A 17,680-nucleotide genomic window follows, 5' to 3' on the forward strand; every position below is an offset into this window, starting at 1 on the left:
CCTAACCAGCCAGCACCCAAGAGTATCCCGGGTGCTGGTTTTTTTCCTCAAAGCGTTATGCTTTGATACCTGCTAAATTCAATAAAAAGGTGTAATCTTGAGCGGTTTCTTTGAAGTACGAGAAACGACCTGAAGCACCACCATGCCCGGTTTCCATATTGGTTCTCAGCAACACCAGGTTATCATTGGTTTTCAATTCACGTAATTTTGCCGCCCATTTAGCAGGTTCCCAGTATTGCACTTGCGAGTCATGTAAGCCTGTTGTAATCAACAAGTTAGGATAGTCCTGTGCTTTGACCTGATCATAAGGCGAGTAGGACAGCATGTAATCATAGGCATCTTTATTCTTGGGGTTGCCCCATTCATCAAACTCACCCGTGGTTAGTGGAATGTCCTCATCCAACATGGTGGTAACCACATCAACGAAAGGTACCGCAGCAATCATGCCGTGATACAGCATGCCATGCATGTTAGCAACAGCGCCAATCAATAAACCACCGGCACTGCCACCCCAAGCATAAACCCGCCTGGTATCACCGACACCCTGTTTCAACAGCCCCTCAGTCACTTCAATGAAATCTGTGAAGGTGTTCTTCTTGTTAAACATTTTACCGTCCTCATACCACTGCCGGCCTTTGGCTTGGGATCCTCGCACATGGGCAATGGCATAAATGAAACCGCGATCCAGCAGCGACAAACGACTCAATGAAAACGCAGGATCAATCGAGGAACCATAAGAACCGTAAGCATAAACCAACAAAGGCCTGTCTTTGAGTTCGCCCAAGCCTTTTTTATACACCAATGAAACCGGTACCTTGGCGCCGTCATTGGCAGCTACCTCAAGTCGTTCTGACTGGTAACTTTTTGGTTCGTAAGCGCCATTGATTTTGTCTTGTTTCAACAGTTTTTTATCATCAAAATCCAAGTTAATTTCTAAAACACTACTCAGCTGGGTCAATGAATCATAGTCATAACGGAGTTTGTTATGGTTCTGCTGCGGGTTATAAGCGACACTCATGGTATAAGCCGCTTCATCAGATTGAATGATTTTTGTTTCCTTGCTGTGCCAATTCATCGCTTTCAAATGTCGCAGGCCACCCCGGCGCTGCTCTATGACCAGCCAGTCTTTGAATGTTTCCACGTCATATATGAGTGTTTCATCATCATGTGGCACCAATGTTTGCCATTGTGACATATCAGCTGAGTCACCAATCGGCGCCTGCATCACTTTTGAGTTCAATGCATCTTTGTTACTGACAATGATCCAATCGCCTTTAAAGTCTTCCACCGTGTATTCATGTTTTTCGCTTCTTGGGTAGACCGACTTGAATTCGCCCTCAGGCTCATCTGTGGGTAAATAAAACATCTCAGTCAGAGTCGTCGCTCCGGTGTAAAGCATGATGTATTGTTGTGAACGGGAGGTGTAGACTGACACATAAAAGGTGTTGTCCTGCTCCTCATAAACCAAAACATCCTCAGCGACTGGCGTACCTAACTGGTGACGATAGACTTGGTAAGGCAACAAGGTCACTGGGTGCTTTCTGGTGTAAAAAATGGTTTTGTTGTCTTTGGCCCAAGCCATGGCACCGGTGGTGTTTTTAATCACATCAGGGTACATTTCACCGGTGGTTAAATTCTTAAACCGTAAATCATACTGACGGCGAGAGACTGTATCCTCAGAGAAGGCATAAATTTGGTGGTTGTGGCTGATGCTTTGATTATTCGAGCTGTAATAACTGTGCCCCTCTGCCAACTCATTGACATCAAGCAACACTTCCTCAGCAGCATTCATATCGCCTGCTTTTCGCGCATAGATGGGGTACTCCTTACCTTCAGTATAACGACTGTAATACCAATATTGGCCCAATTGGTATGGCACTGACGCGTCGTTTTGCACAATGCGGTCGATGATTTCTTGGTACAACTTTTCACTCAAAGTCTTACTCTCAGACATGACCGAATCATAATAGTCATTCTCTGCATGCAAATAGGCCAATACATCCTTGTCGCTGCGTGAATCATCCCGCAACCAATGGTAATTATCAACACGTTCATGTCCGTGCATGGTGAATTTGTGTGGTCTAATTGGCGCTTTAGGCGGCTGAGATTTAGGCATTTTTATCCTCTAATTTGGTAATTTTAAAGCGCACATCTGTTGGTATCTGACCCAATTGAATAAGCCGAGGCGCTCAATATGAGAAGCATCATATAATGCATGTTGTAAAATTTCTGCATTTTATGATGACTTTTTGTAATGAAACTGCCAAGAACAGGTCTTTAGTACCATGAGCATGAAAGAAAGAAAATTTGATGCGCTCTTAGGCATCTACTACGAGGATCTCTATCGGTTTGCTTACTGGTTAGGCAAAGACGAACAGATGGCCAAAGACCTGGTACAAGAGTCATATTTACGTGCCTGGCGCGCGATTGACTCTTTGAAAGATGAAAAAGCCGCCAAAAGTTGGATTTTTACCATCCTGCGTCGTGAATTTGCACGGCAGTTTGAAAAGAAAAGGCCCATTACCAACAGTTTGGATGAGATGGTTGTTGAAGTGGAAGACCAGACTCAACACACCCCTGATGAACTGATGGACATCAACATCACCAGAGAAGCCATGATGAAGCTTGAGCCAAAATATGCAGAGCCATTGGTTTTGCAAGTCATTGGTGGCTTCAGCTGTGATGAGATAGCCGAACAATTAGCAATCAGCTCGAGTGCTGTAATGACACAGTTATTCAGAGCCAGAAAACAACTCACATCACACTTAAGCAGGGAAAGCAAGATAGGTAATAAACTATGAACTACTTTGAATTTAAACAAATATTGGCATCCGATCCGTACTCAAAAGACCCTGACTTTTTGGCTGCAAAAAACAACGACACCCGCTGTTACCGCGCCTATCAAGAAGCCATGAAGAGGGAGCGAACAATCAAGGCAGCGCTGGAAATTCCTGTGCCTCAGCACAACATTCAGCACATAAAATTCAGACAAGCACAAGACAAACAAAACACCCTGCGCAATCAGTTTTTTGCTGTGGCCGCCTCGGCTGTACTGATGATTGGTGCTGGTCTGTTCTTTTTAAACAACAACCAAAGCTCCGAACTGGAAAGGTTCATCAATGAAGCCTTGATGATGGAACCAACGGTATACATGTCGGATGAAGAAATACCCCATGATGAACTGCAGCCTTTGTTTGCCAGCATCAATACTGCCGTAGACGGCGATTTGGGTGATGTGCATTTCATGAAGTTATGTCCCACTCTCAATGGCAAAGGCGCCCGCATGGTCTTTATGAATGATTTCAATCAACCCATCACCGTGCTGTACATGCCCAATTCACCCATTGAATCAGCCTTCGACATGCAAATGGATGGTTTCAAAGGCAAGATTGTGGCTTTAGAGCAAGGCTCTGCTGCCATCATTGCCAGGCCGCATGAAAGTACTGCACAAATCGAAACAGCTTTGATCAATACCCTCAGACCCATCCAGTAATTATCCCAACCAGGTTCCGAAATACTTGCCAAAATGCAGGTTTCGGAGCCTGAAACCTAGCTACAAAGGAAATGTAAGAAATATTTAAATGGCAGAGAATTGCCATGACTTTGCCACTTCTCGTTGTTAAAATGCATTTTGTACACTTTTTCTCAATCGAGGGTTTTATGGAAAAAAATACATTCAAGCTGGCTGCTCTGGCCATCATGGCTACCACAGCCGCCGGCGCACAGAACCAAGGATCTGTATCAGGTACCGAAGATCAAATCAATTATGCTTATGCCGGTGATGACACCCGCTTAGGAATTGGCATCGATAACGACGGAGAAATCATTGGTGATTTTCTCAAATCATTCAACACCAGCTGGCACAGTAATTGGATGGGTGAAATCTGGTTATCAGATGGCGCCGGTGGTTTAAAACTAGATTATCACCGCATTTCGGGTGCTGATGAGCAAGCCGACCTGATTAACAATGAAGAAAACCTTCGTGTTTGGAAATACTTTGCTGCGGTCGATCAGAACACCTTTGATGACCGCAAATTCACAGTGGGCTTTGGTGCAGAAGCGCGTGATAAGTTTTGGAATGTTAACTTGAGCGGTGCCATTACCGGCTCACGCTTAACCAGCCAAACATCATCATCAGTAACCAGTGATATATTTGGTCAATTAGATGGTCGGGACTTTGTTCAGTCACAAACCGTAGAAAGCATCATCCGCAACTATGAGCATCCCTACGACTGGGGCATTGGCGGTCGAGTCGGTAAGTTCTTTGAAAATAACTTGGTGCGTCTGACCGGTGGTCTTGATTATGAAGAAGGTGATTTCGACTCAGATCAATTAACTGCCAGCATCAACCTGGAAAAATATTTCAGTAACACCGGCCACAGCTTGGCTTTGTCAGTTGAACAAATCAGAAAGTCAGGTGACTTTGAAACCGACAAAGACGACACCCGGGCTAATTTGATGTACCGTTATGATTTTGGCCAGAACCACAAGCCGACCACTGTTGATGAGGATTACCAAGTGGTCGACGAAGAACGTTTGGCCCAACTCAAAGCGCAAAACCGCCAAGTGGTGCAAAACCAAGTTGACCTTTCCTCGATGGCTTTTTTCGATCTAGACAAAGCTTTCATCAGGGACGATGCAGCAGCCGAATTAAAATCATTGGTTGAGAAAATCATGGCCACTGAATTGGCCAGCAGCATCAACATCGTTGGTCACACCTGTGACATAGCCTCTGATGCTTATAATTTGGACCTGTCTGCCAGACGAGCAGCCAGTGCCAAAGAATTTTTCGTTAACAACGGCATCGATACCGACATCATCAGAACCAAAGGCATGGGTGAATCACAGCCTGCCTATGACAATCATGGGCCCAATCAAGCCAAAAACAGACGTGTAGAAATAACCTTTTTAACCATAGAGGAAGATTTTATTGAGCCTGAAATTGCCGATGAAGACATGCCAATGAAATGGATCAAACGCAAAGTGGATGCGCCGGCAGCTTGGATCAATCGCGCCTTGAGAAACCCTGCTCAACACAAACGCACAGTCGACGTATACAAATACCAAGAAACTGAAACCAACACCACTTTGGGTGAAATTATCTTCTTGAATGCCAACCCAGAGGCCAATGACGATGTGGTTAATATCGGTCGCAACTCATCTGGCGTGGTTATCAGTGTGTTGGATAATGACAGCGATGCGGATGATGGTAGCGTCCTCACTATTGAATCAGTCGGTGCAGCGAGCAACGGCACAGTGGTCAATAACGGCGATGTGGTTACCTACACACCCAATGCAGGTTTTGTTGGTACCGACTCTTTTGAGTATACGGTCATTGATGGCGAAGGCGGCAGTGACAGCGCCACAGTTACCATCAACGTCAATAACCTGGCTCCAGTTGCTGTGGACGATTCGGTCAGTGCCTTTGGCACCGCACCAGTCAATTTCTCTGTACTAGATAATGACAGTGATCCTGATGGCGATAACAGTGAATTGACCGTCAGCGAGATTTCAGCACCCGCTAATGGTAACTTGGTTGATAATGGCCGTGGCAACTATACCTACACCGCCAATGAGGGCTTTATTGGAACTGAAACACTGACTTATAAAGTCACTGACGCCAATGGCGCCAGCACAACAGCCATCGTCACCATTACTGTGAACGAAGCCAATGAAGCACCAGTTGCTGTTGATGATGCCTATTTCACTACCATGAACAATGCCACCACCATCAACGTTTTAAGCAATGATTTTGACCCAGACGGTGACAACTTGACACTGGTTTCGGTCGATACAGCAGGAACCATTGGTAGCGTAGAAGAGGTCAATGCTGATGGCACCTTAACGTATGTTCCTCCAGCAGATTGGTGTGGTACCACCACTTTCACTTACACCATAACCGATGGTATTGAGGAAGCAACAGCCACAGTCACAATCACTGTATTGGATTAATGTACGAAGCATTAAAACAGAAGTATGTGGCTTCATTCACAACTAAAAGTGAACAGATTAACCAAGCGCTTGGGTGTTCCGACATCCAAGCCTTGACTGTTTTGGTTCATCAAATGGCTGGCTCGAGCGGCAGTTATGGTTTCGACCAAATCAGTGCTTTGTGTATACAAATTGAAGATTTGATTCTCAAAACCCACAACATCAATCCTGCAGTTGAGCAAAAATGTCAGCAGCTGCTGACTTTATTGAGCTCGCATATCAACGACTCAAAACACAGTGCCAATTAATCAGGTTTCAGCCACCTCAACATCGGCTTGATCTCGTCCAGCCACGTCTTCAGGCTTATCTTTTTTGGGCAAATAACGCAACCAAATCAGCCACACCACCAGCGCATCGAGAATAATCAATGCTTGCCACAAGTACAGATGGAAAAACTCAAACCAATTGCGGTCCCATTGCAGCAAATAAAACAGTGAAATGATGCGAACCATGTTCAAAGCTTGAATCGCTATAAAACCCCAGAACAAACCTTTGAGTTTATAAAAAAACGGTGCAGGGAAAGCAATGATCGCTGCCAACAGAATGATCATGGCCTCTACACCATTGCAGCCGGGGGCGATTTGTATGGCATAACCCGAAATTGAGTCGCGAATCACATCGCCAGTTGCGATGACATTGGCATCAAAGATTTGAATCAACCAAGAGCTGAAAGCAGCAATCAAGCCAGTGAAAGGCAAAATAACAGCCTGCCTGACTGGCTCATAGATTTCCAACAGAAACAAGCTGACCATGATGGTAAAAAATAACAAGGTGAATCTCAGCATACTCTTAATTGTGGGTAAGGCAAAAGGGGCTTAATTTTAGCAAATGATTTCAATGTAGAATAAGTTTTGCCACATGCATCGAGTGATTCACAATCTATTAATTCTTGATTAACGATAATTTAACAGAAATGTTAGTACACTGTATTTAACGTCAGAGTTCTCCAAATGAATTTGACTATTATCCGGGCATCAGAAACTTTCCCAAGGCGTACACCAACTCCTTGGGATTTTTTTTAGCTGATATCATTTTGTCACCCACAATGGCATTGATATGAGCAGCTGAGATAGAACAATAATTTAAAACGTCACTTAAAAAAATAGGAATTTTATGAAAATATTAGTTGTTGAAGATAATACCGACATTGCTGCGAACATTGTCGATTATTTTGAAGACCGTGACCACATCGTTGATTATGCTGGTGATGGCATCACCGGATTGCATTTAGCTGTAACCAATGATTTCGATGTCATCGTACTGGACTTGATGTTACCTGGCATGGATGGTTTAGATTTATGTAAAAAATTACGTAAAGATGCCAAAAAGAACACGCCAATCATCATGCTAACCGCACGCGACACCCTAGAACAAAAACTAGAAGGTTTTGAGTTTGGCGCTGATGATTACATGGTTAAACCGTTTGCGTTACAGGAATTAGAAGCACGCGTGATGGTACTGGGTAGCAGAAAGAAACAAAACCTCAATCGCAAACTGACAGTGGCTGATTTAGAGTATAATCTGGACAGTTTAACGGTAAAACGTGCAGGTAAAGACATAAAGATGAATCCCACTGGACTCAAATTACTACAAATCCTGATGGAATCCAGCCCCTATGTGGTACCCAGGGAAGAATTGGAAGTGAAAGTTTGGGGCGAGGAAATGCCCGACTCTGATTCACTCAGGGTGCACATCCACGGTTTACGCACGGCGATTGATAAACCTTTTGATAAAAACCTCATTCATACCAGACATGGAATAGGTTATCACGTATCTGATCCGGATGAACTTTCGGAGTAGCATCAAAAGCCGGATAATCATTGCATTTCTGGCTTTCAGTACCTTACTTACCATACTTTTTGCCATCAGCTCGCTGAGCATTCGACAATACCTGCAAAATGATTTGATTGCACAGACCATTCAAGAAGACTTGGATGCTTATATGCTTAAACTCAGTTCAGACCCGGATTTGGTGGAAAATGAACAGGTCTCGACCACCTTTGAGGCCTTTATCACCACGCCGAGCAAATTCCATACCAATTTACCTTTGCATTACGGAGACTTGGAAGAAGGCACGCATGTACTCAGTGAAGCCGGCAAAACCTATATTGTTGCGGTGAATAAAAGACACCAGCTCAATAATCAACCTGTCTGGGGCTTTGTACGCAATGACATCACACACATCGACAGCAACCCACAAACTCTGTTTATTGCTTTCGCCGTGATGTTTTTGGTGTTTTTACTGCTGGCTTATATTTTGGCCAACTATGTCTCGGCCAAAGCCCTCAAGCCCTTGAGTAAATTAGCTGCTAAATTAGAAAAACAACACGCAGACACCCATTTAGAACCATTGGCCGGCTATTTCCATGATGATGAAGTGGGACAAGTTGCTAAGGCACTGGATGCCTATGCGCAAAAACTCACCGACTATGTGATCAGAGACAAAGAGTTCAATGCCGATGTCAGCCATGAATTGCGCACCCCATTGACAGTGATTAAAAGCACTGTTGAACTGATCAAGTCAAACCCAAAAATATCAGCCAAAGAATTGGATCGCATTAACCGCATTGAACGGGCCACCAAACAATCAACCGAATTGACCGAAACTTTGTTATTACTGGCACGAGAGGAGCGCAAAGAACACCCTGGCCATGAGAGAACACAACCAGGCCAAATCATCAGAACCATCATAGAAGGCTTTGAGCCAACGTTGAAATTAAAACCTGTTAAAACCAAAATCACCGAAAACGATTGGTTACAAGTTAAAGCACCAGAATCTGTGGTTTCTGTGGTTTTAAGCAACTTAATCGGCAATGCCATCAAATACACCACTGAGGGAACGGTGCATGTCATCATCAACAAGGACAGTATCACAGTTGAGGATGAAGGCATTGGTGTGACTGAATCTGAACTGCCAAAACTATTTGATCGACATTACCGCGTCGGTAAATCAAACAGCAAAGGTTCAGGATTGGGATTAGCTATCGTCAAAAGACTTTGTGACCTGTATAATTGGAACATTGAGATAAAACAAAATAACACCACCGGTTTATCAGCAACCTTAACTTTCAATTAAATACAGCAAACAACATGAATCACATGGATTTGAAGCCTGACAGTTCAAATATAAGGTTGATAAAGTCCTATCACCACGAAAACATTGGCCATGGGTGCTTTTTAAAATGAGTCATCATTTGTCCGATACCGCCAAAGAAATCATGTCTGCTTGCAAAAAAGGCCAGTTGAACAAAGTACAAGAATTGTTTGAACAGGGCTTGGCCATCGAGGACATCAACCAAAAAGAATTTTTACCGTTGAACGTGGCCTTAAAACACGGCCGGTGGAGGATTGCTAAACACTTGCTGGAACAACAAATTTTGCCCGTTCATTCAGACTGTCCAGCGATGATAGCTGCGACCCAATACAACAAAGATTTAACGCAAGGTGTGGAATTGGTTTTCAGCCACACAGCAGACTTAGATGTGGTCGATAAAAACCAACGCACCGCTTTGATGACAGCTTGTTTATTAGGGCATGAAAGAAAAGTTAAGTACCTACTCCAACATGGCGATAATGCAGCAGCAACAGACAAAGCTGGCATGAACGCTTTCTTAGATGCTGTTTTAAGCCAGTCTATCAGTATCATAGAAATGCTGGCGGCACATGATGTAGATGTCACACATTGTAATGATGCAGGTGACAATGCACTATCAATTGCCATGCAACAAGCCAGTCCCAATATCCGCGTCATCAAAACCTTATTAAGTTACGACGTCGACCCTACAGTGAAGAACAAGCACGGAAAATCAGCATTTTCAGTGGCTGAAAAAAAACATTCGGCAATATTTAAGTTATTTGTGCGCAAAATTGAAGCAGACAAGCAAATTGAATTGCCCTTATTTGGCGCCGAACCAACGCCCCCCAAGGAAGATAAAACATTGAACCAACAACAGTTGATCAACGATCAAGCTAACTTCGCATCCACCATCAAAATTACCACAAAAAATACCGTTGATGCAGCCAATGATGAACAGTGGTTCAATGCCATTGCCGATGGTAATTTAGGTAAAATCAGCCAACTATTGAATCGAGGTGTACCCGTCGACAGCATTGATCAACGGGGCTGTACTGGTTTGATTCATGCAGCTGGCAAGGGCCACCGTGCGGTGGCATCTTTCCTGATTCAAAACCACGCCAATATCGAACATCACTCTAAAAATGGCAGCACTGCATTATCCAGTGCCATCATCAGTAATTCTGGTAACTTGGTGGGGTTATTACTGAAACACGGCGCTGATGCCAACGGCAAGGGTCCAGGTGGTTACCCTTATTTGTCCTTGGCAGCCAGTCAATGGAGCGAAGCAGCGGTCAGTATGTTAGTGGATGCTGGTGGTGATTTAACCACCACCGATGATTTGGGCATGTCGTTGTACCATCATGTGGCCATTGCAGCAGAATATTACAGCAACACCGCAAAAGCCAAAAGCACCCTCAGGCTGATTCATCAATTCGGACTCGACATCAACACCCTAAACAAACAAGGCAACTCAGCATTGCATGTGATTTGTGGTGCCGCAAAATCAAAAAAATACGCAGTAGATGATGTTCAAATCGCCACCATAGCACATGAACTCTTGAAATTAGGCGCCAATCCTAAACTGGTTAACCACGATGGCTTTACCGCCATACAATATGCCAAAAAACACGGATTGATGAATACCAATGGTGTGCTTTTATCTTATATTGAAGCTTGGTAGTTACCGTGAACAGAAAAAAACTTGATCACATATTTCGCCAGCACCAGCACTTAATTGAAAAAGCGGTTTACAGCCAAAACATCCAAATTCTGGGTGTGACAGCAGATGATGTATACCAAGAAGTTTCTATTCGTTTGATAAAAGTGCTTGAAAGTGACCGAGAAATTGAAAACCTTTCGTCTTATATATACAGAACGGCTGCAAATGTCATCATTGACTTGGCCAGGAAACACCAGCGCTACAACCAGGATGTTTCTTTACCCAATCAAAATGATGAACATGAAGGCAACCAAAATGACTTAATCAGTGAAACGATTGAGCCTGAGCAGGAAATCCTTGGTGCAGAAGTTCAACAACAAGTATTGGCAGCAATTGAATCATTGCCTGAAAGCCGCAGGATAGCGGTCAAACTGCGATTGCAAGGCTACTCTGTAAAAGAGATGGCTGAAATCACAGGATGGCCTTTTTACAAAGCTGAAAATTTATCAAAACGAGGTATGGGTGCCTTAAAGGATAAATTAAGCCAGCTGAATATTGATTACGACATCAACTGATTTTGAGAAAAACATGAGTTCAAAAAACATTAAATTATCGGAAAGACAATTGGCTGGTTTATTTCAAAACCAAACTGTTGCGAACACCACATCCAGTGATGCTGATGATTGTTTGGTTAGCGCAGCGGCATCACCAACGCGCTTGAATCATGTTGAGGCAATTGCCAATGACCACACAGCAGCTCAGGGTATGAAAGCATCTTTTGCTTTGAAGCACTGGTCTGAAGTGGTCAGTTCTTCCATTGAAAAATCACAATCATCATGGTTTAAACTTTTGGGCTTTTCATCGCCTTTGAAAACCACCATGGCGACCGCTGCTTTTGCCGTTGCATTTGCTTTTGCTTTGCCTCTGGTTTCGCAGTTAAACGCACCCACCACCATGGACACAATGACTTATCAGACGGTTCAAAGCACTGATGATTTAATCAATAACATTCGCTTTGAAGGCCCTGCCGACCAATTAAGTCGCGGTAATTTTGACAGCACCAGTCAATCAAAATCGAAAGACCAATTGTTTGATGCCAGTTTTGGTTAAAATTTAATCAATTCAATTTCTTGACCAGTATTAAACACTGGATTGCTGAACACAGCAACCAACCCAACCAATTAGACCAAGCCATAACGGCTTCTGACCTGCGCTTTTTACTGAGTCATTTGCTACAACGTGACTCTGCTTGGTTATACACCCACTCTGACGAGGAATTGAATGGTGCGGATTTAAAGCAGCTCAGCCAATGGTTCGAACAGCTCAAGCAAGGTTACCCGCTGGCCTACATCACTGGTAAACAGGCATTTTGGGATTTAGAGTTAACTGTCAATGAGCACACCCTCATCCCTCGCCCAGATACTGAGATTTTGATTGAGGTTTGTATTGAGTTGTTGCCACAGCAGCCGCGGAATATCCTCGACTTAGGTACTGGTAGTGGCGCCATCGCTTTGGCTTTGGCTAAGGTATTCAAACAAGCCGAAGTTATCGGCGTAGATGTTTCAAAACAAGCCATTGAAACAGCCAAGCTTAATGCCAAAAATTGTGCCATTGAAAACGTCATCTTCAAAACATCTGATTGGTTTTCTGCCATCAAAGAACAAACATTTGATTTGATTGTTAGTAATCCGCCTTATATTGCTGCGGACGATGAACACCTGGTGGCATTACAACATGAGCCAAGCACAGCTCTGATTGCTAATGATGCGGGGTTGGCGGACTATAAAGCCATTTGTGCCAAAGCGCTGAGTCACATGAATCCTTCAGGTTTTTTGGTTTTTGAGCACGGCTGGCAACAAAAACAAGCGGTTTCAGAAATCATGAGCCAGTCAGGGTTAATACAGATTAAAACCGTTAAGGATTTAGCAGGTCATGACCGCATCACCCATGGTAAGAAATCACCAGACTGATTTTTCACAACACAAAACTCAAAAGGTATTAATGCCCTTATGGTTGATAATGGTTTTTCAAACGGTGCTTTAAAATTTTATTTTACCCGTAAGGATTTGCCAAAACATCACCCAATCACCCAAGAAACTATACAAGGGGTATTTGAAGGTGGCTGGCTTGTTTTTTTCAAAGAAAAAGTGCCCAATCCAAGCAAAACCATAACCGACAACAGGTAACAGCAGCAATAACATGTACTGCTTTTGTAACAATGCCACAAACAGAATCAGAAGCACCAGCGTAGAACCAATGAAATGCAACCTTCGACAAGTAACGTTGTTGTGTTCTGCTAAATAATACGGATAGAAAGCCTTAAAAGATTTAAACTGTTCTGACTGATCATTCATCTCTGAAGTTTACCATAAGTACTTATCCAGTTATAATCATAGGCCTACAAAATTAGACAAGACATGATGGCTGACACTAAATATCTGCTGTATTTATCACTCTTGGTTTTGCTATTAAGCGGCTGTCAGGAGCAGCAAAACACGCCTGAGAAAAATACCGCTGATACAGAAAAAGTCTACCGCCATTCCATCGATGGTAAGCCAACCAGTCTTGATCCCATAAAGGCCTCATCAGTCTACAGCAACCTGTTGGTGGTTAACATTTTTGATACCCTCTACAGCTATCAGTATTTGGCTCGTCCTTTTCAATTGAAACCCAACTTAGCCACCACAATGCCGCAAATCAGTGATGATGGCTTGACCTACACCATAAGCATCAAAAAAGGGGTTAAATTTCATCCTCACCCCGCTTTCAAAGATGGTGTAGGGCGCGAGATTGTGGCCGCAGATTTTATTTATTCAATCAAGCGATCATTTGACCCTAAGAACAGGGCATCAGGGGCTTGGCTCTGGCAAAACAAAATAATCGGACTGGATGACTGGAAACAAGCTGGGGCCGATTATGATAAAGACGTTGAAGGCTTGAAAAGCTTGGATGATCACACCATTCAAATCAGCTTATTGCAACCTTATCCGCAGCTCATCTACTCCCTAGCTATGGGCTTTGCTGCCATCACACCCCGTGAGGTGGTAGAATCTTTGGGTGCTGAGTTTGGCTCAAAACCAATTGGCTCAGGCCCATTTATCTTGGATCAGTTTAACTCTGAAGCCGCTTATTTACTGCGCAATCCCGATTTTCGGCAAGAACCATTGGATTTGACTGCTGAAGGTTATTCGGCAGCTCGTCATGAGGGATATGGTTTAGAGGCCCTGGCTGATCGTTCACCGCCTTTTTTAGATCGCCTCGAAGTACATTTTATCAATGAATCATCTTCCCGTTGGCAATCCTTTACCAAAGGCAGTGAAATCCATTACACCACCGTTCCTAAAGACAAACAAAACACCGTTTTGCTGCGTAAAGACCCGATTGAGTTGCATCCAAAAATCACCAGTGAATACCACCACAGCTATGGCATGGAGGCCGGATTTGTCTATCATGGCTTTAATATGGCTGACCCAGTTTTTGGTTACCACCCTGATGCCGCACAAAACAACAAGAACAAAGCTTTGCGTTGTGCCATCAGAAGCGCTCATGATTGGCAACAAAAGAACCGGGCGTTCTACTTTGGTCTGGGCACCATTTTTCCGGGCATCATCCCTCCGGCTGTTCCTGAGTATGATGCCGATTTGTCTACCGCAAGCATAGAAAAGGATTTAATGGCAGCCAAGAAAATGCTGGCTGATAACGGCTGGCAAACGCAAAATTTGCCCGAGTTTGAATATCATGTAACAGGCAGCGTCTTACAAAAACAGTTTTTTGAACAGATGCGTGGATTTTTGAACCAGGTAGGCTACCCCAATCAAAAAATAAAATACCACCCATACCCCAGTTTTGGTAATTTCAATCAAGCCATCAAGAATCGTGAAGCCCCTTTTTTCTTCCTCGGTTGGACTTTGGATTACCCTGATGCAGAGAATACTTTACAGTTGTTCTATGGGCCAAACCAAACCCCTGGCTCTAATAATTTCAACTACCAGAACCCCGCATTCGATGCCTTATTTGAGCAGTCCAGTACCATGCTACCTTCAGCACAGCGAACGGCACTTTACCGACAAATGAATCAAATGGTGATTGATGATTGTGTGGTTATCTCAGGCTTATCAAGAAAGAAAATACATTTGTGGCACAAGAACATCATCACTTTTCCAGATCGTGAAATTGTGGGTGGTTTTCATTTGCGCTTCGTTGACGTGCAGTAATGAATAGCTGGTGGTTTGCTTGCCGAAAATTGATTGGTGGCATCCCATTGTTGTTTGGCGTCACCCTAATATCCTTTACATTGATGGTCTATTTTGGGCCGGACCTGACCTATGAATTATTAGGCAAGAATCCTACCGCCACTGCCATTGCTGAAGTCAGACACTCACTGGGCTACGATCAACCCTTCTGGCATAGGTATTTGATGTATGTACAGCAATTGATAACGCTGGACTTTGGCCTTTCCATGGTGAAAGATCAGCCGGTTACAGAATTGCTGCAAGGTGCCATCCCCGTCTCAATTCAGTTGCTTCTTCCCGGTTTCATAATAGGCAATATATTAGCCATCCTGTTGGCCATGAAGGCCGTTCAAAATCGTGGCAAGTGGCCAGACAAAACCATCATGACTTTTTCAGTCATTGGAATGAGTGTTTCATTTTTGGTTATTATTATTGGCTGTCAATTGATCTTTTCATCCAGTTATGGTCTGGATTTGTTTCCAGTGCGCGGCTGGCAAGTACATGACAAGAACGAACAGTTCAGCTGGCTGGCATACCTTAATTATGTCACCGTGCCGACCATCGCCTTGGTGCTTATTTCACTGGGGTATAACACCCGTTTTTATCGCGCCGTATTGGCTGATGAAGTCAATAAAGACCACATCAATACTGCCCGCGCCTTCGGCCACAGTGATCAAAAGATTTATTACCAACTGCTGCTTAAGAACACCATGGTACCCATCATAACCCGAACCCTTTTCTCAATTCCAATGGTCATTATCAGTGGTTCATTGTTGCTGGAAAGCTACTTTGGCATACCTGGGGTTGGCCTCATTACTTACGAGGCCATCATTGCCGGCGATCAACCAGTTTTGAAAGCCATTGTTGGACTGACCGCTGTTTTATTTGTCTTGGTCTTGATTGGTGCTGAAATTCTCTATCGTTTATTTGATCCTCGCATGGGAGCCACACAAAAGTGATTAACGAGCCGGCGCATTCCAGACTTAATCTGAGCCTGTGGCAACAGTCTAGACAGCACTTCATGAAAGACCGTTGGGGAATTTTAGGCTTACTTATTGTGGTTTTATACTTATTGGTTGTTATTGGTGTCTGGTTTGGTCTTTGGGGCACTGAATGGAGCGCCATCTCAGATGACTTCAATCAAGGCCCTTCCCTACAGCATTGGTTTGGCACCAACGCCATTGGTCAAGACATCGCTGAACGTGGTATTTATGCCACCCAAGTGGCTTTTGAGGTGGGCGTTGTAGTTACAGTGTTTGCAATTTTTCTGGGGCTGTTAATTGGTGCCCTCGCAGGTTTTTTTAACGACACTTGGATTGATGGTGTACTGTTGTGGCTGATGGGGGTGATTGATGCCATCCCATTTTATTTGCTGGTGGCCGCTGTTGCATTTGCCATGCAAGGCCATGCCTGGGCCATGCACCTAGCCATGATTGCGGTTTTTTGGACCACCACAGCCAGACTGATTCGGGCAGAAGTGATTAAACTCAAACAACTGGCATTTGTTGAAGCGGCCACTGCCATCGGATTCAACCCTGTACACCTGTTATTTCGGCACATCATACCCAACACCAATCATTTAATCATCATCCAAGCCACCATTGTATTCATTTCTGCCATAAAAACAGAAGTGATTCTTAGTTTCTTGGGCTTAGGCATCAAGGAGGGCATCAGTTGGGGTTTGATGATTGCAGAGGCCACCAATGACATCCAAGCCGGTTACTTCAATAATTTTCTGGCAGCTTCCTTATTATTGTTTATACTGGTGATTGGATTTAATTTATTCTCTGATGCCATTCAAGATGCGCTTGACCCGAAATTACAAAAAAATCATGAAAAAAAATAACCCATTCATCGCTGCCGTTTTTCTCACCTTAGTATTATTTCTGGCTGCTTGTGGCTCACGTGTACCCAGATCCGAGTTACAAGACCTCAGGCCGTTGGTTGAAATAGTCGCCTTCGATATCAGCCTACAAAACCTTAAGCTTCGAATCAGCCACCGTAACAAAACCACCCGCGAAAACAATCAACTCAATTGTCAATTGGCCATCAAAGACCTCAGCGCCATTCAATTTGAGCAAGTGGCTTTACCTGATTTAACTAACTACGCCAAAGAAACCATCGATATCAACTGGGAAAAACCAGCCAACTTCGCCCTCAGCAATCAACCATCTGAATTACCATATGTGCTGGATTGTTACCTGTACGCTGAAAATTTCCGCGACGAACGAGTGATTAAAAAAGGCAGTCTTTATAAGGTACCTGGCACCTCTGGCGAGTACCGCTGAATCATAAACAGTTTATATTCTCAATCAAACCATCACTGACAGTCTGTTTGACAGGTCAATAAGTGGTAAGTTTTTGCCTGTTTTTCATAGCTAATGTTACTGATTCAAAGCCTTGGCAAACGGCAATAACTGTGAACAGTCTGTATCAAGGTGACTTATGGCATACTTGACTATTTTGGTAGTGTTGTAGTATAGTAATACACCTGAGGAAAATTGTAGGTGTAATATGAGTCAAACAAAACAAAACATATTGGTTGTGGCGATACTTTTTCTGTCATTGCTGTCATCTGTGGCATTGAGCTATATCATCACCCCTAACCAGGCTACGCTCACTGAACAGCAGCCAATTAAACAAGTAATCAAAGAAAAAACCAAGTCTGCTCAACCACTGAAGCAAGCCATGGTTATTTTGTTACCTAAAGTGGCAGGCTGA

Annotated in this window: 17 protein-coding genes and 1 pseudogene; 15 read left to right on the plus strand and 3 right to left on the minus strand. The window is 43.7% G+C overall.

Annotation, left to right across the window (positions count from 1 at the left end; genetic code table 11):
* Positions 1–55 precede the first annotated feature (55 nt).
* Complete coding sequence (locus QNI24_RS05545; RefSeq protein ID WP_267175468.1) at positions 56–2,116, minus strand: S9 family peptidase; 2,061 nt, start codon at positions 2,114–2,116, stop codon at positions 56–58.
* Positions 2,117–2,276: 160 nt separating this feature from the next.
* On the opposite strand from QNI24_RS05545, the pseudogene QNI24_RS05550 reads away from it, so the two are divergent.
* The 4 genes and pseudogenes from QNI24_RS05550 to QNI24_RS05565 form a co-directional block, all read left to right on the plus strand.
* Positions 2,277–2,801, plus strand: a pseudogene (locus QNI24_RS05550) (sigma-70 family RNA polymerase sigma factor); the annotation flags it as partial.
* Positions 2,798–3,493, plus strand: coding sequence for a DUF3379 family protein (locus QNI24_RS05555; protein WP_267175467.1), 696 nt, complete (start codon positions 2,798–2,800; stop codon positions 3,491–3,493). The pseudogene QNI24_RS05550 and the gene QNI24_RS05555, both read left to right, overlap by 4 nt.
* A gap of 167 nt (positions 3,494–3,660) precedes the next feature.
* Positions 3,661–5,952 carry an Ig-like domain-containing protein gene (locus QNI24_RS05560; RefSeq protein WP_267175466.1) on the plus strand — a complete coding sequence of 764 codons (2,292 nt, stop codon included), beginning with the start codon at positions 3,661–3,663 and terminating at the stop codon, positions 5,950–5,952.
* Positions 5,952–6,239, plus strand: a complete 288-nt coding sequence (locus QNI24_RS05565; protein ID WP_267175465.1) for an Hpt domain-containing protein — start codon at positions 5,952–5,954, stop codon at positions 6,237–6,239. Before QNI24_RS05560 ends, QNI24_RS05565 begins: the two co-directional genes overlap by 1 nt.
* Here QNI24_RS05565 and xrtH read toward each other — a convergent pair whose 3' ends face one another.
* Positions 6,240–6,776, minus strand: coding sequence for an exosortase H (xrtH, locus tag QNI24_RS05570; protein WP_267175464.1), 537 nt, complete (start codon positions 6,774–6,776; stop codon positions 6,240–6,242). It lies immediately after the preceding gene.
* A gap of 328 nt (positions 6,777–7,104) precedes the next feature.
* Between xrtH and QNI24_RS05575 the strand changes: the two genes are divergently transcribed.
* The 6 genes from QNI24_RS05575 to prmC all read left to right on the plus strand — a co-directional run bounded on the left by QNI24_RS05575 (position 7,105) and on the right by prmC (position 12,697).
* Positions 7,105–7,791 (plus strand): response regulator transcription factor, encoded by a 687-nt coding sequence (locus tag QNI24_RS05575; protein ID WP_267175463.1) that lies wholly within the window; start codon positions 7,105–7,107, stop codon positions 7,789–7,791.
* Positions 7,775–9,067 carry a HAMP domain-containing sensor histidine kinase gene (locus QNI24_RS05580; RefSeq protein ID WP_267175462.1) on the plus strand — a complete coding sequence of 431 codons (1,293 nt, stop codon included), beginning with the start codon at positions 7,775–7,777 and terminating at the stop codon, positions 9,065–9,067. The genes QNI24_RS05575 and QNI24_RS05580 overlap by 17 nt, the downstream gene beginning before the upstream one ends.
* A gap of 106 nt (positions 9,068–9,173) precedes the next feature.
* The gene (locus QNI24_RS05585; protein ID WP_267175461.1) at positions 9,174–10,748 is read left to right on the plus strand and encodes an ankyrin repeat domain-containing protein; all 1,575 of its coding nucleotides are present in this window, start codon (positions 9,174–9,176) and stop codon (positions 10,746–10,748) included.
* 5 nt (positions 10,749–10,753) lie between these two features.
* Positions 10,754–11,302, plus strand: a complete 549-nt coding sequence (locus QNI24_RS05590; RefSeq protein ID WP_267175460.1) for an RNA polymerase sigma factor — start codon at positions 10,754–10,756, stop codon at positions 11,300–11,302.
* A gap of 13 nt (positions 11,303–11,315) precedes the next feature.
* On the plus strand, positions 11,316–11,837 hold the full coding sequence (locus tag QNI24_RS05595; protein WP_267175459.1) for a hypothetical protein: 522 nt from the start codon (positions 11,316–11,318) through the stop codon (positions 11,835–11,837).
* Between the two features lie 20 nt (positions 11,838–11,857).
* Positions 11,858–12,697 (plus strand): peptide chain release factor N(5)-glutamine methyltransferase, encoded by an 840-nt coding sequence (gene prmC, locus QNI24_RS05600; RefSeq protein WP_267175458.1) that lies wholly within the window; start codon positions 11,858–11,860, stop codon positions 12,695–12,697.
* A gap of 69 nt (positions 12,698–12,766) precedes the next feature.
* On the opposite strand, the gene QNI24_RS05605 is transcribed toward prmC, so the two are convergent.
* Positions 12,767–13,081 carry an Mpo1-like protein gene (locus tag QNI24_RS05605; RefSeq protein ID WP_267175457.1) on the minus strand — a complete coding sequence of 105 codons (315 nt, stop codon included), beginning with the start codon at positions 13,079–13,081 and terminating at the stop codon, positions 12,767–12,769.
* Between the two features lie 66 nt (positions 13,082–13,147).
* Between QNI24_RS05605 and QNI24_RS05610 the strand changes: the two genes are divergently transcribed.
* From QNI24_RS05610 to QNI24_RS05630, 5 genes are all read left to right on the plus strand, one after another.
* Positions 13,148–14,941: an ABC transporter substrate-binding protein gene (locus tag QNI24_RS05610; RefSeq protein ID WP_283708570.1), complete on the plus strand. Its 1,794-nt coding sequence runs from the start codon at positions 13,148–13,150 to the stop codon at positions 14,939–14,941.
* Complete coding sequence (locus QNI24_RS05615; RefSeq protein ID WP_267175455.1) at positions 14,941–15,918, plus strand: ABC transporter permease; 978 nt, start codon at positions 14,941–14,943, stop codon at positions 15,916–15,918. The genes QNI24_RS05610 and QNI24_RS05615 overlap by 1 nt, the downstream gene beginning before the upstream one ends.
* On the plus strand, positions 15,915–16,805 hold the full coding sequence (locus tag QNI24_RS05620) for an ABC transporter permease (RefSeq protein WP_267175454.1): 891 nt from the start codon (positions 15,915–15,917) through the stop codon (positions 16,803–16,805). The genes QNI24_RS05615 and QNI24_RS05620 overlap by 4 nt, the downstream gene beginning before the upstream one ends.
* The gene (locus QNI24_RS05625) at positions 16,792–17,247 is read left to right on the plus strand and encodes a hypothetical protein (protein WP_267175453.1); all 456 of its coding nucleotides are present in this window, start codon (positions 16,792–16,794) and stop codon (positions 17,245–17,247) included. Before QNI24_RS05620 ends, QNI24_RS05625 begins: the two co-directional genes overlap by 14 nt.
* Positions 17,248–17,473: 226 nt before the next feature.
* Complete coding sequence (locus QNI24_RS05630) at positions 17,474–17,680, plus strand: hypothetical protein (protein ID WP_267175452.1); 207 nt, start codon at positions 17,474–17,476, stop codon at positions 17,678–17,680.

This window comes from Marinicella marina (assembly GCF_030065545.1).
GTDB lineage: Bacteria > Pseudomonadota > Gammaproteobacteria > Xanthomonadales > Marinicellaceae > Marinicella > Marinicella marina.